Raw genomic sequence first — 16,397 nt, 5'->3', positions numbered from 1 at the left:
TAGGGGGGCTGTCAAACACCTTGCCCAGTACAACAAGGATCAAAGGTGGGAGCTGCGTGTATCCAATCACGCCAGCGCGCCACGCCGGCCAAACCGCAACGCGCTGGCCACGCCGACCGCGCCCATCACCACGCAATACCCGACGCAAATCCACGGGCTGGTGGGCATTAATGCAATCAGCATCAGCGGTGTCGTGCTCGCCCACAGCGCGTAGGCAATGTTGTAGGTAAAGGAAATCCCCGACACACGGATCTGCGCCGGAAACAGGCTGACCATCACCGATGGCACTGCGCCCACCACCCCGCAACTCAACCCGGCAACGGCATATGCCGCACCCAGCCACACGCCGCCGGCGATCAGGCTGGCGTAGAGCACGGCGATACCGACCGGCAACAGCAGGCTGTAGACCAGCACCGCGCGCCAGGCGCCAATGCGATCCACCAACAGGCCGGCGAGAACGCAACCGATATTCAGGAAGACGATGCCCAATGCGCTCAGGGCGAAGGTGTGGCTGGGGCTCATGCCGAAGGTTTTCTGCATCATGGTCGGGGTGATCACGACCAGCACCACCACCGCCGAGGTCAGCACGCAGGTCAGGAGCATGGCCGGCAACAGCGCTTGCCGGTGGTCGCGCAATACCGTGCGCAGCGGCAGTTCGGCGTCGGCCTGGCGGCGCGCCTGCATGGCCAGGAATACTGGGGTTTCGCTGAGCCAACGGCGCAGCCAGACACCAATCACGCCAAACACACCGCCCAACAGAAACGGAAAGCGCCAGGCGTAGTCGAGGATTTGTTCAGCGGTGAAGATCTGCGCCAGCAAGGTCGCCGTCAATGCCCCCAGCAGGTAACCGAAGGTCAGCCCGGCTTGCAGGAACCCCAAGGCATAACCGCGATGGTTGGCAGGGGCGTGCTCGGCGACGAAGACCCAGGCGCTGGGCACTTCACCGCCCACCGCCGCGCCCTGCAACACCCGCAGCGCCAGTAGGATCAGTGGCGCGAAATAGCCGATTTGCGCGTAGGTCGGCATGATCCCAATCAGCAGGCACGGCAACGCCATCATCAGGATGCTCAGGCTGAACACCCGCTTGCGCCCCAAGTGATCGGCAAAGTGCGCCATCAGGATGCCGCCCAGTGGTCGCGCCAGGTAGCCGGTGACGAAAATCCCGAAACTCTGCAGCAGGCGCAGCCATTCGGGCATTTGCGGGGGGAAGAACAACTGGCTCAGGGTCAGGGCAAAAAAGACGAAGATGATGAAGTCGTAGATTTCCAGGGCACCGCCCAAGGCGGCCAGGCCCAGGGTTTTGTAGTCGGAGCGGGAAAAACGCTGCGCCTGTGGATAAGTGCTGGCAGTCATGGAGAAGCTCGGCAGACAAACGAAAAGGCGTGCAGGTTATGAGCTGGGCCGGATCCTGGCAATCGCCGCGGATATATTCGTTTTACTCATTGATCCATGAAAATAACAACATTCCCAAATAAATGGCCTTGGGCCAAGATGCCTGCAATCCGCCCCATAATAAATACAAGAGGTAAATAACGTGGCCGATCCTATCGAAGAAAGCCGCTATGCCCGCTTTGCCCTGCGTTGCTCGAACTTTGCCGAACGCTGGTTTCCTGACTCCTGGGTGTTTGCCGCCCTCGCCGTGATCATTGTCGCCGTGGCGGCATTGGGCATGGGCGCGGCACCGACCGACGCCGCCAAGGCCTTTGGCGATGGTTTCTGGAGCCTGATCCCATTCACCATGCAAATGGCCTTTGTGGTAATTGGTGGCTATGTGGTCGCCAGCTCGCCGCCGGCCGTGAAGTTGATCGACCGCCTGGCGCGCATCCCGAAAAACGGCCGCTCGGCCGTGGCGTGGGTGGCACTGATCTCGATGGTTGCCTCGCTGCTCAACTGGGGCCTGTCCCTGGTGTTCGGCGGGTTGCTGGTGCGGGCCCTGGCCCGGCGCACGGATTTGCGCATGGACTATCGCGCCGCTGGCGCGGCGGCCTACCTGGGCCTGGGTGCCGTCTGGGCGCTGGGGCTGTCGTCATCGGCTGCGCAATTGCAGGCCAACCCGGCCAGCTTGCCGCCGTCGATCCTGGCAATCACCGGGACCATCCCCTTCACTGACACCATCTTTCTGTGGCAATCGGGCGTGCTGCTGCTGGCGCTGATCGTGGTCTCGCTGATCATTGCCTACGTCACCGCACCGGGCCCCAATTCGGCGCGTGACGCCAAGGCTTGCGGCGTGGACCCGGCATTCAACCTGCCCAAGCCACAACCGCCAAGCCGCCCGGGGGAATGGCTGGAACACAGCCCATTGCTGACCATCCTGCTGGCGCTGCTGGCCGCCGGCTGGCTGTTCCACGAGTTCTCGACCAAACCTGCGATCAGCGCGATTTCGGGGCTCAACACCTATAACTTCCTGTTCATCATGGTCGGCGCCTTGCTGCACTGGCGCCCGCGCAGCTTCCTCGACGCGGTCACCCGCGCGGTGCCGACCACCACCGGGGTATTGATCCAGTTCCCGCTGTACGGCTCCATCGCGGCGCTGATGACCGTGGTCAAGGGCGGTGACGGCCAGACCCTGGCCCACCATATCTCGACCTTTTTCACCTCCATCGCCTCCCACGACACCTATGCGCTACTGATGGGCGTGTACTCGGCGGTACTGGGGTTCTTCATCCCGTCGGGCGGTGGCAAGTGGATCATCGAAGCACCGTATGTGATGCAAGTGGCCAATGACCTGCAATATCACCTGGGCTGGGCCGTGCAGATCTACAACGCCGCCGAGGCCCTGCCGAACCTGATCAACCCGTTCTATATGCTGCCGTTGCTGGGGGTACTGGGCTTGAAGGCGCGGGACTTGATCGGGTTTTCGTTTGTGCAGTTACTGGTGCATACGCCGCTGGTGCTGTTTTTGCTGTGGGCGCTGGGGACGACGTTGAAGTACATGCCGCCGGTGATGCCTTAACCCTTGAGAGGCGCCCCCGTCATTGCGACGGGGGCACTAACTGCCTCTACTTAAGTTTACCGATAAACCCGCTAGATATTTCAAACAGGGAACCAAAAACTTCTGAAAACCACCTAACAGTGTCTTTTAGAATTCTCAAAAACACAAAATCAAACTAAGAGACGACCATATAAGCTTTAGAACTACAACTAGAGGTATTCATATGAAGATCACACCTTCAACTAATACACTAACACCTCAAAGCATGACAGAGGCCAGCAACACTCAAGATACTCACAAACAGAAACAACCGAAATTGAGAAAATTCATACAATTCATACCAGCTTTCGGCAAACCGAAAGGACGCGTAATATATTCAGAGTCCAATCCCAACCCGAGCATTTTCAAACCGGTTGTAAAGTTTACAAAATCCCCAACCTAGCTCATTGCTGAAAAAACTAAAGCCATAAATTTTTGACTCGACGATTATATAGGCTGCGAGAACTTCAACAATCTTCAAAGTCGTCAAAGTGTTTGGCTTCGCAGCCTGTATTGAACACGTCTATTCATAAAGCACCAACATCCCATTACCCGGGTGCTCTCATTGCAAGCTCATGGCAACCTGAGCAATACGCAGCATTTCACCGCTCCCTGCAAAAAACCGCATTTCCCGACGCATTTTCCCGGTCAGCCGCTACTGTGTGAGGGTAGGCATTCATCCCGCGCAGACGGGCTTTAGCTGACAAGGAAACACACATGTTTAAATCGACCAGGCTGTCCTTCACCTTTGTCGCACTTACTGTGAGCACGGTCTTACAAGCCGATGTCGAACTCGATCTGGGCACCGCGCAACGAGTCACGCAATTGTTCGCCTACCCCAACAATTGCAGTGTGATCTGCTTTCGCCCATGGACCCTGGAACAGACGGTTGAGCATTACCTCAACCAGAGTTTGCAGCGCGACGGCTACAGCCGGGCCCGCGTCAGTGTGAAGGCCAACGAGGATAAGGTGCTGGCCCACTTTACCGGCGTACCCGATGGCTATGGCCAGTCCTTGACCTCGCTGTTGAACACCGCTGACCTGGCCTACCAGGGCGCCAGCCGGCTGAACCGTGATGGCAAATGGCAATTTAGCTGGTACCTGTTCCTGCCACTGGGCATGGCCCTGGAAAACCGCAAGAGCATCGAGTTGATGCATTTCCCGCCGGATTATTCCCTGACCCATTACCAGGACTACCTGGAATCAGCCACCACCGACCGTTGGGCGACGTTACTGACCGCCAACGGTATACCCGCGACCCAGACCCCGGAATACCAGACCATCATCGATATTGCGCCGATTGCCGCGCCCTCATCGGCCGGCAAGGACCTGGAAGGTGTCTATGGCTATTTCACCGAGTACCAGACACGTATCGTCAGGGAACTGAGCCTGCACCCCAGCGGTTCACTGCCGATGCTGGCCTTTGGCGCGCCGGTGCGCAGTTGGGTCAAGCAACAATACGGGACAACTGTCGGGGTCCTGGGCCTGGCGCAGATCAACCCGGTGCCAGACAGCAAAGTCGCGGTACTGGGGGCCAATCACCCCAGTTACATCTGGTACGCCGCCAACCCGGACAGCTACGACGGTGACGAACAGAAAGCCGACGAGGCCGGCTTGAAAGTCATGGCCCAGGACTTGAGCGCAGCCTGCTGGCAGGCCGGGATGGGCCAGAAACCCGCCAGCGACCCCAATGTGTTGCTCAAGGGCTGCATGAAGACCTGGCAGGTCACGCGCAACGAGCAGACCTGCGAACTGTTCTACACCTCGGTTCGCGAGTTATCCCCTGATCAGGCCAAGGAAAAATGCACGACTCCGTCGGTCAGGACTCAGCTCAAGCGCCTGAAAAGCCCCATGCCAGAAGCCTCTGTCGCAGCGCCCGCCCTTTAACCGCGCCATTGGCTCTACACAAAAAACGCCGATATTCACTGTCAGATTTGACAGTAGATATCGGCGTCCACTTGCGTAAACCTTGGGTCGTGCCCATTTGCTGTACGACTGGCAGTCATATCACCACCAGGAGGTCGATGCAGCCCGACAAGGAGTCCTATGAAAACCCAGGCCATGGACGAGGTGCCAGTTGCTGCGAGTGACTGTCTTTATCCGTTCGCAACCCTGCTGGCCAAAAACGGCTACCCCTCGCCCCGACACTTCGAGGTGGTACGCACCAGGAACGGTCGCGCAACCGGGATCAAGGCCAAGGTCGCCTTCGACAGCCGCGTGCGCATCGCCAGGATTTCCGGGCACGCCCTAGGTGAACGGCGCTTGCATACGCTGCAAGTGTCTTCGCGCATCCACTTGTACGACCCGTGGTTCAGCGGCCTGCTCCTGCATTCGTGCGACCCGAATGTGTTTCTCGACATCAGCGAGCTGGAGCTATGGTCGATCCAGGCCATCCGCCCCGGCACCCTGCTGACGATGGATTACGCCACCACCGAAGACGTGCTGCACCAGCAGTTCCCATGCCGCTGCGGCGCCGGGAACTGCCGGGGCTGGATCACCGGCATGAAAGAGCCCTTGAACGCCGAGGGCCAGTTGTTCATGGAACAGTGGCGCCAGCGCAAGCGCTATTAAATGGCCTCTATCGGGCGCAGGCGGTATTGCGGCGGCAGTTGCTCAAACCCGGTGATGGTGGCGTTGAGGCTTTTCCAGCGACCGTCCTTGATCCCGTAGATGCAACCGTGGATCGACAGGCTCTGCCCACGGTGCCAGGCGTTCTGCACAATGCTGGTGTGACCGACATTGGCCACTTGCTGGATGACATTGAGTTCACACAGGCGATCGACGCGTTCCTCTTCGGTGGGCAACTGGGCCAGCACTTCGCGGTTCTCGTAGTACAGGTCGCGGATCGAACGCAGCCAACCGTCGATCAGGCCGAACTGGCGGTCCTGCATCGAGGCACGCACGCCGCCGCAGCCGTAGTGGCCGGTGACCAGGATATGTTTGACCTTGAGCACATCCACGGCGTACTGGATCACCGACAGGCAGTTGAGGTCGGTGTGCAGCACCACATTGGCCACGTTGCGGTGTACAAACAGGTCGCCTGGCAACATGCCGACGATCTCGTTGGCCGGCACCCGTGCGTCCGAACAGCCGATCCACAGGTATTCCGGGGTCTGCTGGCGGGCGAGCTTGGCGAAGAATTCGGGATCTTCCTGTTTGATCGCATCCGCCCAGCGTTCGTTGTTATCAAGCAGGTCTTGTAGTTCGTTCATCAGGTCAGCCTCAGGAATCATGCGCAGGTATGACAGACGACCACCCGTCGAGGTCACGCTCGGGGGTAGATAGGCACACTATAACCCCGACAGCATGAGCAATTACGACGCCAAAAAGGCTGAAGGTGATGATAAAAACAGCCCGCTCCCACACAAGCCCTGTCTACAGGGGATGCTGTTTCAGTCGACCAGGGTACAGGCCATGACCACTGCGTCTTCGCGCCCACCCGCAACCGGGTAGTAATCGCGACGGCGGCCGATTTCGTTGAAGCCGTAGCGTTCATACAGGCGGAATGCGCCGGTATTGCTGTCGCGCACTTCCAGGAAGCATTCCCGCGCGCTGGCGGCATACGCCCTGGACATCAGGTGCTCCAGCAATGCCAGGCCCAGGCCACGGCCCTGGTTTTCCGGTTTGACGGTGATGTTCAGCAAATGCGCTTCATCGAGGATAATCTGCACTACGCCGTGGCCTACCTGCTGCTCGCCTTCGAACATCAGCCAGATCTGGTACTTGCCCAGCCCGTCGAGAAAGATGCCACGGGTCCAGGGGTGGCTGAACGCCGCGTATTCGATTTTCAGCACGGCATCGAGGTCAGCCTCGATCATCGGGCGGAAGGATAAAGCCTCACTCATCGGTTGTTTTCCAGCGCGCCATCAGCCGGCGCATGGCTTGCCAGACATCAGCCTTACGCTGTGGCTCTTCCATTAATAATTCCAGGCCCGGCAAGGCCCAGACCGAGCCCAGGCCGTCGATCTGCAGCTCGCGGTACCAGGCCTCGGCATTCGCCTCACCGGCAAACCGCACGGCGGGCAGGCCGATCAGCCACAGGCAGACACAAGGTTCATCTTCTAGGCGCGCCGAGACAAAACCTTGCACGAAGTCACGCGCGGCGTCCGGGCCCTGGTCCATATTGCCGCGCACCAGCAACGGCCAGCGCACCGGCTCGCCGACGATCTGCGGGCTGTCGGGCAGGCCGGCGGCGCGCAGCATGTCCTTGAGCAGCAGATAGGCAGGGTCGCGGGCCTGGAAACGTTCGCCGGTCGGCAACTCCACCAACAACAAACAGCGCCCGGCCCGCAACAGTTGCAGGGCAAAGCGTGGCGGCGGTACGACCGCAGCCTTGGCGACCGGCGCCGGGGCATCGTCGGCCACTGCCGCGACCTTGGGCGCCGCTGACGGGCGCGGCACTTCGATCTTGACCCGCTCCGATGGGCGCACGGGCGCTTCAGTCGTGGGCTTGACGACCGCAACCGGCGCCGCCGCTTCCTCGCCCGAAGCGTCGAACGGCTCGAACGGTTCCAGCGCTTGCAGCAGTTCGGGCCGCGACGGTGCGGCAAAGGGCAATTCGGTGCGCGGCAGCCAGTTGACCACCTGCATGGCGGTCAAGTAAGCGCGACGTCGGGACTCGATAAGCAAGGCTCGGCCACTTGTGGATAACTAAAGAGCGCAGATTCTACCGCCCTTCGGCAACGATCGCCCACCGTTGATGCTTTTCTCTGCATTCCTGAGTGTCCATCGCGAACGCGCCCTGACCGGCTGTGGATAAATCCCGCGCCTGATGCAGTACAATCGCTGCTTTTAATCGCCAACCAGCCGGCCATTCCGATGATCGAACCCAAGCGCGTCTTGCGCGCCCTCGCCGAACACTGGGCCCTGCTTGAGCCACTGTGCGAACACTTTGACCAAGGCACCCTGAGCCTTGGCGAGTTGCGCGCGCAACTGGCGGCCCAACAACTGGACAGCACGCCACAGGACATCACCAGCCTGCTGGACGTGTGGATTCGCCTGGATATCCTGGTACCTGTCGCCAAGAGCCCGAACCGTTTCGAGCTCAATGCGCAGATCCATGACTTCCTGGCCTATCTTCGCAAGGAGCACCGGCTAGGCCTGTGCCTGGAAATCGAAGCCTACCTGCGCCATCTTGAGCGCTTGGCCGGCTATATCCAGGACGCCTTCGACATCCGCGACGGCCATGACCTGGCCCGTCAACTGCGGCTGTTGGACATGCGCGTGCGTGACGTGCTGAAAAAACTCGCCAACGACGAACAGGCCCTCGCGGCCGTAGCCGACCGCGCCAAGACCAGCGACCGGCAGATCCCGTTGCGCCAGCGCTATGCCGAGGTCCTGGCGACCTGGGACGAGTACGTCGAGCCGATGATTCAACTGGTGAACGCCGACGGCGCCTTCGAGCAAGGCGTGCGCAAGGTGGAAAACGTGCTGCTGCGCATGCTCACCGAGCAGCAGCGCCTGGGCCACCTGGTGGATGACGACATGTTGCTGCGCACCCACGCGCGCATCCTCGAAATGCAGACCAGCGCCCAGTTGACCTTGCGTCATGCCCGGGAACTGCTGCTGCCGCTGCGTGAAGAAGCACGCCGGCACAACGCCGTGACCCGTGGCGCCGCCTTGGCCCTGTCGGCGATCCGGCGCAAGGGCCTGGACGCCGTGCCGCAAGCGGCGATGCCGATGTTTACCCGGCCGCAAAGTACCTTCCTGGGCAGTGCCAGCCAGGTGGAGGCTTATGTGTATGCCCTGGCAAACTTCGAACCAAAACCTGCGCGTTTCCCCAAGGCCCACAAATCCCACAAGGGCGAAGCCCAGCGTGCGCCGCGTACGGTCAAGGAGATGCTGGAGCGTTGCGAAGACGCCCTGCCGATGCCGGACCTGATGACCTGGCTGCTGGAGCAGGAACCGGACGGTGCCACCGACGAGTTGCTGTACTGGTTCTCGCGCCTGTCGCGGGAGAAGCGTTTCAAGCGCGAGCGCCTGGAACGCCAGGATTACCATACTCACGAGCACCAGGTCAGCCTGCGCTCATTCGCCCTGCTCCCGGCCACTGACGCGGCCGAGCACTCTGCGAGCACCCCTCATGCATCTTGATCTATCCGAACTGTCCCAACTGGCGCCGATCTTTCGCGAGTTGTTCAAGGGTTACCACGTCAGCCGCCGCGACCCGGAGCTGTACGCACAACTGTCGAACTTCCAGGACCAGTACCGCACGCTGTTCAAGGCCCTGGGCTTTGAGCTGGTGTGCGATACCCGTGGTTTCTACTACTTCGTGCCGGACACCGCCGTCGCTGCCGCGCAGGTCAACAAGACCGCACAGCGCCTGGCACTGTTCACCTTCATCATCGTCGAACACCTGGCCGACCAGGGCCGCGACCCGATTGCCGTGCTGGATGGTGGCAGCCTGGGCCGCGATGAGTTGCCCTCCTTGCTGGAGAAATACCGCGACCTGTTTATCCAGGCCGAAGTGCAGACCCAGGAAGAGTTGGAAGAAAAAATCATGCGCCGCATGACCCAGCTCGGCTTTGCCAGTGAAGATAACGGCGTCTACCGCTTCCTGCCGCCGATGCACCGTTTCCTCGACGTGTGCCTGTCGGTCCAGGCCGACCGCGACCTGGCGGCCAGCGTGCACAGCGTGCTGCCGTTGCCGGCGCCGGTGATCATCGACGAAGACAGCGATGAAAAACTGCTGCAGACCGATGACCCGCTGGACCTCAGTGACTTTGCCGATGACAGCGAAGAAGACGCCCTGGCCCGCGCCATTGCCGAAGAACAGGAGACCGATGCATGAGCAAGGAACGCTACGGCATTCGCCGCTTCGCCTTATTGAACACCGCCGGCTACAGCCTGGGCCTGTTCCCGCTGGAAGAGCCGTTGTCGGTGTATGGCGCGAACAACCTCGGTAAATCGGCATCGATCAACGCCTTGCAGTTCCCGATCCTGGCGCGCATGTCGGACATGAGCTTCGGCAAGTACACCCTGGAACAGTCGCGACGCTTCTACTTTGCCACCGACACCAGCTATATCCTCGTCGAAGTATCCCTGCCCCATGGCCCCCATGTAATCGGTGTGGTCGGTCGCGGCCCGGGCGGTGGTTTCGGTCACCAGTTCTTTGCCTACGCCGGCAAACTGGATCTGGCCCACTATCAGAAGAACGATACCTGCCTGCGCCAGAAAGAACTGTTCACCAACCTTGAGCGCGAAGGCCTGAAAGCCTATGAACTCAAGCCCGATGAACTGCGCCGCTTGCTGGTCGGCGGGCATACCTCGATCCCGCTGGACCTGACCCTGATTCCGCTGCGCTCCACCAGCGAGCAGAGCCTGAAGACCTTCCGCGCGCTGTTTATCAACCTGCTGCACATGCGCGAAATCACTGCGGCCAAGCTCAAGCAACTGTTCCTTGATGCGTTCGAGCACAGCCTGCGCTCGGGCAGTGTGGATTACATCGCCGCGTGCGAAGAAGCCTTCCGCGATGTGCGGCGCATGGAGCAGGACTACAACTCCCTGGTCGCTGCGGGCCCTCTGGTGGAAGCGCTTTCCAACGGGGTGAAGCAGCGCGAAGTCCTGCGCGGCAAACTGCACCGTTTGTCGCCATTGCTCGATTCGCTGCTGGGCACCTGGTCGGACTACGCCAGTGCACGCAAGGAAGAGCTGACGATCCAGGCTGAACATTACCGCAACGAGCAGGATGCACTGCAGAACGATCAGCGCGGTGGCACCCAGGAACTGATGCGCCTGGAGCGGGAAATCAGCGGTATTCAACGCTGGCTGGGCGAGCTGTCGGTGCTCAAGCATCGCTTTGCGCTGGTCGATGACGTCAAGGTCCTGGAGCAGCAACTGCTGGCGGCCAAGGATGCGCACGACGAACTGGCCGGCGCCCTGGCGCAGTCGCGACAGTTCAGCGCCGAAGATCTGGATGAGCGCCTGCGCGACCTGGAAAAACGCCTGAAGTCGGTCAAGCAGCAACTCGATCACGCCGACAACAACAGCTACGCCAAACTTCGGGAAGAATTCTCACAGCAGGACGTCGAGCGTCTGATGCGCCTGTTCAACAGTTCGCTGTTCAGCCTGCCACTGGGCGAACATGGCATCACCCTGGATGAAGACGGCCAGTGGGTCAAATCCCTGGAACTGATCCTTGATGGCTTCACCGGCGAGCGCTTTGAAGTGCCGGGGCTGTCCATCGACATCTCGCACATCGAGCCACCGGCATTGCAGGCCCTGGCCGATCGTGCGGCATTGCGCGACCAGAAAGAGCGCCTGGAAAAAGAACTCAAGCAACTCAAGACCCAGCAAGCCGTGGCCTCTGACCGGGCGGCGAGCAAGACTCAGACTGAAGCGCTGTACCAGCAGGTACTGGATGCGCAGAAAGCCCTGGAAGACTTCCGCCGCAGCCAGACCCTGAGCGCCGAGGAAGGCGAGAAGCTGGAAAACCTGGCGCAGATGGAAGCTGCGCAGGACGAGTTGAAACGCTCCAGCGATGCCTTTACCGAGCGTGTCCAGCAACTGTCGGCCAAGCTGCAACTGGTCGGCCGGCAGATCGGCGACATGGAAGCCAAGCAACGCACTTTGGATGACGCGCTGCGCCGTCGCCAGTTGCTGCCGGCCGACTTGCCGTTCGGCACGCCGTTCATGGATCCGGTCGACGATTCCATGGATAACCTGCTGCCGCTGCTCAACGATTATCAGGACAGCTGGCAAGGCTTGCTGCGCGCTGACGGGCAGATTGAGGCGCTGTACGCTCAGGTGCGCCTCAAGGGCGTGGCCAAGTTCGACAGCGAAGACGATATGGAGCGTCGCCTGCACCTGTTGATCAACGCCTACGCGCACCGTACCGATGAGGCCCTGACCCTGGGCAAGGCGCGCCGTGCGGCAGTGACGGATATCGCGCGGACGTTGCGCAACATTCGCAGTGACTACGACAGCCTTGAGCACCAGTTGGCACTGTTCAACCGCGAGATCAACAAACGCCAGGTGTCCAACCTGCAGAGTTTCCGTATCGTACTGGCGCCGAACAAGGAAGCGCTCAAGCATATCGACCAGATCATCCACAGTGCCGGTCAGTATGAGGAAGGCGAGACTCTGTCGGTGTTCGACCTCAGCCAAAGCGCCGAGCAGGACAACAAGAACGAAGAGGCCAAGGAGTACCTGGCGCGCCTGGTGGCTGCCAACCATAACCAGTTGGGGCTCAAGGATCTGTTCGAACTGGCGTTCGAGATTACCAAGGTCAATGGCCAGCCGGTGATTCATACCGATATCGACGGTGCTGCATCCAACGGCACCACCATGACCATCAAGGCGCTGACCAACATGTACTTGTTGCTGCACTTGATGGACCGCGACCAGGCCGGTCGTGTGCGCCTGCCGTACTACCTCGATGAGGCGGCGGATATCGACGAAAAGAACCAGGCAGCCTTGCTGGAAACCAGCCTGCAACTGGGCTTCGTGCCGATCCTGGCCAGTGTGAAGCCACAGGTTTCCGCCCAGGTGGCGATCGACCTGGAAGGCGGCAGCGGACCGAACGGGATCTACATTGATGAGGCGGACTGGAAGTACATCCGTCGCCATGATGTGGTGAAGGCGACGGTGAATGTGCAGGCGGCTGAGCCGGAGTTGGATGAGGTCTGATCGGCTGTACTGAAATGCAAAAAGGCCGCGATCTTTTGGATCGCGGCCTTTTTTGTGGCGCCTGGATTTATTTACCCAGGGGAATCTTCGGCGCCCAGATCAACCACTCGTCTTCGAACTTGTCGAACAGCGGGAACGTCTGCTCAGGTAGCGCCGGGTTGCCCATGCGCTCGCCGTCCGGAGTAGCAAAGGCGATTCCGCCCTGAATCAGGGTTTCCAAAGACTCGGTGCGCACCGTCGCGCCTTTGAACAGGCCGAAGTCCAGACCGAAGCCACTGCTGTTCCAGAAACGGCTGCCACCGCGAACCAGCGGTGCGTACTTGGGCTCGATCAGCACATGGATCAGCACGCGATCAGCGGTCTTGCCCAACTCGTAACCCGTGACCTTGCCCACGGTGACTTCACGGTAGGTGACTGGCACGCCGACTTTCAACGAACCACGACGGGCGGCGCTGAGTACCAGGCTCAAGCCGGCTTCCTGCACGTTGGTTTCTGGTGGTTGGGCCAGGGCCACGAAGTTCTTTTGCGGACCGGTGCTTTTCACCGCGGGCAGAACCTCGATGTACTGGCCAGTGACCAGGGTTTCCAGGTTGGCGGTTTTCATCAGCCCCAACTCGGGCTTGACCACCCAGAACTGGCTGCCGGCACGGGCGATCCGCTCAGGGACCTCAGTGATACGTGCGCTGAGCATCACCGACTGCATGTCGGCGCTCAGGTCGACGCTTTCAATCTTGCCTACGTCCAGGCCTTTGAAACGAATCGGCGTATCGATGCGCAGGCCGTCGGCGCGGTCCACCTTGATGGTGATCAGGGTGCCACGTTGGCTGGAGGCTTCGTGATCGGCAAACAAGCGGAAACGCGGAATGCGATTTCTCAGCGGCACATTCGGCTCTGGGGTTTCAAAGGCGATACCACCGGCCATCAGGCTTTGCAGAGACTCGCTTTTGACCTGGATGCCACCGGTGATGCCGCCGGTCAGGGTCACGCCACTGGCGTTCCAGAATCGTGTGGAGCCATTGACCAGGCCTTCGTATTCCTTCTCGATATGTACGCCGATCACCAGTTGCTTGCGCTTGCGCGAGAACTGATAGCTCTGTACCGAACCAACCTTGACCTGCTTGTAGAGGATCGGGCTGCCGACCTCCAGGGAGCCGAGGCTCTCGGTGAGCAGGACCAGGTGCAAGCCTGGGGAGCGCAGGTCCAGCGGTGGCGCCTTGGGCCGGGCGACAAACTCGCGTTGCGGGCTGGCGCCTTTGTCGCCGGGGCGGATGGCAATGTAGTTACCCTTTACCAACGCTTCCAGGCCAGTGATGCCCGCCAGGGAAATGGACGGCTTGACCACCCAGAACTGGGTGCCTTCTACCAGGTAATCCTCGGCCAATGGGTCGAGGGTCAGGTCGGCGCTGGCGCTGGACAGGTCCGAGTCGACCTTGAGGGCCTTGAGACTGCCGACCTGGATACCTTTGTACATCACGGGTGTGCGGCCGGCCTGCAAGCCCTCGAAGTCACTGAGCTTGACCTTGACGCGGATGCCCGCTGCGGCGGCATCGAAGTCTTCGTATAGGCGGAACGGCAGGCTCGGGTCGGTGGGCGGGCTGTCCTTGCGATTCTCCGGCGTGGCGAAGGCAATACCACCGGCGACAATGCTCGCCAGGGACTCGCTGCGCACTTTGACCCCGGACAGGTTGGCGTCGATGCTGATGCCGCTGGCATTCCAGAAGCGCGTATGTTTGCGCACCAGGTTGGCGTAGGTCGGCTCGATATAGATCTTTACCTCGACGGTGTTCTGATCAGCGGACAGCAGGTAGCTTTTGACCTGGCCGACCTGGATCTGTTTGTAGAACACCGGGCTGCCACGGTCGAGCGAGCCGAGCCGCTCGGCCTTGACGGTCAGGTGCAGGCCGGGCTTGGCGTCGGATAAAGGTGGCTCTTCGGAGAGCGCCTTGAACTTGCGCGTGGGCTCGCCGTCGCCGGGGCTGGCAGCAATGTAATTGCCCGAGACCAGGGTTTCCAGGCCCGTGATCCCGGCCAGGCTGACGCTTGGCTTGACCAGCCAGAAGCGCGTATTGGCCTTGAGGTACTGCTCGACATCCTTGTTCATCTCGATGGTGGCGATCACCCCGCGATTGCTGCCCTCGTCATCCAGGGCCAGGGTCGTGACCTTGCCCACGGGCATGCCTTTGTAGACCACTTCGGTCTTGTTGACCTGGATGCCTTCACCGCTTTCAAAGCGAACCTGGATCTCGATGCCCGTCTGGGTGTAGGCACGCCATCCGAGCCAGCCGCCGATCACCAGGGCGATCAACGGCAGTACCCAAATGGCCGACCAGTTCGAAGCGGGGCGGGTTTTAGCCTTTGGCAAATCAGTCATGGTCGTCGTCCGACTCCGTGTTATCCCAAATCAGTCGGGGATCGAAAGTTACTGCGGCAAGCATCGTCAAAATCACCACACTGGCGAACGCCACGGCACCGAGATTGGCCTCGATACTGGCAAGTCGCCCAAAATTTACGACCGCTACCAGAATGGCGATCACGAAGATATCCAGCATGGACCAGCGACCGATAAATTCGATAAAGCGGTACATGATAATGCGTTGTCGGGCAGAAAGCGGCTGGTGACGTTGTACCGAGAGCAGTAACAACGCGAGGCCCACCAGCTTGAAGGTTGGCACAAGAATACTGGCGACAAACACGACAGTGGCAATTGGGAACATACCGTAATGCACCAGATCGATCACGCCGGCCATGATGGTGCTCGGGGCACCCTGCCCCATAGAGTTGATCGTCATGATAGGCAACAGGTTGGCCGGAATGTACAGAATCGCAGCGGTAATCAGTAAAGCCCAGGTGCGAGTCAAACTGTTCGGACGACGAGCGTGGACCAATGCGCCGCAACGGGTACAGGTTTGCTCGCCGGTATCCGGGTCCTGCCTGTTGAGTTCGTGACATTCGCCACATATCAGAATGCCTGCATCAATCGCCCGCATGTTCGTCCTCCCCTGACAACGCTTGCCAGATCTGATGAGGTGACATGACAACCTCCAACAGAACCTGAACCATTAACAGACTGACAAAGCAGGCCAATCCCAGGCCTATGCTCAGGGATGCCATGCCGGCCAGTTTCACGATCGCGACCAGCACACCCATCAGGTAGACCTCAAGCATCCCCCAATCGCGCATATGGTGATAAATGCGATATAGCAATAGGCCATAGCTGCGACCTACGTTCCAGCGAATACTGAGCAACACCGCCAGTTGGCACAGCAGCTTGAGCAACGGAATGCCCATGCTGCACAGGAACACCACCACGGCGACGCCTTGCATGCCTGTATTGAACAGGGCGACTACGCCACTCCAGACCGTGTCTTCAGCAGTCTGCCCGAGTAGATTGAGCTGCATGATGGGTAGAAAGTTCGCCGGGATGTACAGCAATAACGCCGCGATCACCAAGGCCAGGCTGCGCTCGACGACATTGTAGCGGTGGGCGTACATCTCATAACCACAGCGTGGGCACAGGGCCTTTTCACCGTGCGCAAGCTCTGGCTTACGCATCAGCAAGTCGCACTCATGACAGGCAACCAGGTCCTCCAGCGGTAGGTCGGACACCTGGGGGGTATCAACCGGGTCGGACATATAGGGCTCTAAGTCTAAAATGATCAGGTGCCTATTCTAGTGTTCTGGCTCAGAAATAACTGTGCAAATTTGTCGGGATGAGCCGACTGCAAGCGCAAGGGAGAGTATGGGTTGGGCTTGGAATCTTGCAGCTGGAAACTTGAAGCTTGCAGCTGCCCCCTTTCCG

At 60.1% G+C, this 16,397-nt stretch carries 13 protein-coding genes; 6 read left to right on the top strand and 7 right to left on the bottom strand.

The window, feature by feature from the left end; translation table 11 throughout:
- Window positions 1–66: 66 nt before the first annotated feature.
- The gene (locus H097_RS11180) at window positions 67–1,353 is read right to left on the bottom strand and encodes an MFS transporter (protein ID WP_032859873.1); all 1,287 of its coding nucleotides are present in this window, start codon (window positions 1,351–1,353) and stop codon (window positions 67–69) included.
- 181 nt (window positions 1,354–1,534) lie between these two features.
- Here H097_RS11180 and H097_RS11175 point away from each other — a divergent pair, with 181 nt between their 5' ends.
- The 3 genes from H097_RS11175 to H097_RS11165 all read left to right on the top strand — a co-directional run bounded on the left by H097_RS11175 (window position 1,535) and on the right by H097_RS11165 (window position 5,542).
- Window positions 1,535–2,953: a TIGR00366 family protein gene (locus tag H097_RS11175; RefSeq protein WP_032859871.1), complete on the top strand. Its 1,419-nt coding sequence runs from the start codon at window positions 1,535–1,537 to the stop codon at window positions 2,951–2,953.
- A gap of 735 nt (window positions 2,954–3,688) precedes the next feature.
- Window positions 3,689–4,858, top strand: coding sequence for a hypothetical protein (locus tag H097_RS11170; RefSeq protein ID WP_032859870.1), 1,170 nt, complete (start codon window positions 3,689–3,691; stop codon window positions 4,856–4,858).
- A 159-nt stretch (window positions 4,859–5,017) separates the two neighbouring features.
- Entirely contained in the window at window positions 5,018–5,542 is a 525-nt protein-coding gene (locus H097_RS11165) for an SET domain containing protein (RefSeq protein WP_032859868.1), read from the top strand.
- Here H097_RS11165 and can read toward each other — a convergent pair.
- The 3 genes from can to H097_RS11150 all read right to left on the bottom strand — a co-directional run bounded on the left by can (window position 5,539) and on the right by H097_RS11150 (window position 7,561).
- Window positions 5,539–6,183: a carbonate dehydratase gene (gene can, locus H097_RS11160; protein ID WP_029295821.1), complete on the bottom strand. Its 645-nt coding sequence runs from the start codon at window positions 6,181–6,183 to the stop codon at window positions 5,539–5,541. The genes H097_RS11165 and can overlap by 4 nt on opposite strands.
- A gap of 180 nt (window positions 6,184–6,363) precedes the next feature.
- Entirely contained in the window at window positions 6,364–6,816 is a 453-nt protein-coding gene (gene rimI / locus H097_RS11155) for a ribosomal protein S18-alanine N-acetyltransferase (RefSeq protein ID WP_032859866.1), read from the bottom strand.
- Window positions 6,809–7,561, bottom strand: a complete 753-nt coding sequence (locus H097_RS11150) for a hypothetical protein (protein ID WP_050593339.1) — start codon at window positions 7,559–7,561, stop codon at window positions 6,809–6,811. The genes rimI and H097_RS11150 overlap by 8 nt, the downstream gene beginning before the upstream one ends.
- 228 nt (window positions 7,562–7,789) lie before the next feature.
- Here H097_RS11150 and mksB point away from each other — a divergent pair, with 228 nt between their 5' ends.
- Genes mksB through mksF form a run of 3 tightly spaced genes read left to right on the top strand, consistent with a single transcriptional unit; the run spans window position 7,790 to window position 12,598 of the window.
- Complete coding sequence (mksB, locus tag H097_RS11145; RefSeq protein WP_032859862.1) at window positions 7,790–9,064, top strand: Mks condensin complex protein MksB; 1,275 nt, start codon at window positions 7,790–7,792, stop codon at window positions 9,062–9,064.
- On the top strand, window positions 9,054–9,761 hold the full coding sequence (mksE, locus tag H097_RS11140) for an Mks condensin complex protein MksE (RefSeq protein WP_032859860.1): 708 nt from the start codon (window positions 9,054–9,056) through the stop codon (window positions 9,759–9,761). The genes mksB and mksE overlap by 11 nt, the downstream gene beginning before the upstream one ends.
- Entirely contained in the window at window positions 9,758–12,598 is a 2,841-nt protein-coding gene (gene mksF, locus H097_RS11135; protein ID WP_032859858.1) for an Mks condensin complex protein MksF, read from the top strand. Before mksE ends, mksF begins: the two co-directional genes overlap by 4 nt.
- Window positions 12,599–12,665: 67 nt before the next feature.
- Here mksF and H097_RS11130 read toward each other — a convergent pair whose 3' ends face one another.
- The 3 genes from H097_RS11130 to H097_RS11120 are packed head-to-tail and all read right to left on the bottom strand — an operon-like array spanning window position 12,666 to window position 16,231.
- Window positions 12,666–14,969, bottom strand: a complete 2,304-nt coding sequence (locus H097_RS11130; protein WP_032859857.1) for an MlaD family protein — start codon at window positions 14,967–14,969, stop codon at window positions 12,666–12,668.
- Window positions 14,962–15,585, bottom strand: coding sequence for a paraquat-inducible protein A (locus H097_RS11125; RefSeq protein WP_032859855.1), 624 nt, complete (start codon window positions 15,583–15,585; stop codon window positions 14,962–14,964). Before H097_RS11125 ends, H097_RS11130 begins: the two co-directional genes overlap by 8 nt.
- Window positions 15,572–16,231: a paraquat-inducible protein A gene (locus H097_RS11120; RefSeq protein WP_032859853.1), complete on the bottom strand. Its 660-nt coding sequence runs from the start codon at window positions 16,229–16,231 to the stop codon at window positions 15,572–15,574. The genes H097_RS11125 and H097_RS11120 overlap by 14 nt, the downstream gene beginning before the upstream one ends.
- Window positions 16,232–16,397 lie beyond the last annotated feature (166 nt).

The organism is Pseudomonas sp. FH4 (genome assembly GCF_000510915.2).
Taxonomy (GTDB): domain Bacteria; phylum Pseudomonadota; class Gammaproteobacteria; order Pseudomonadales; family Pseudomonadaceae; genus Aquipseudomonas; species Aquipseudomonas brenneri.
This window is presented reverse-complemented; position numbering and strand designations above follow the sequence as displayed.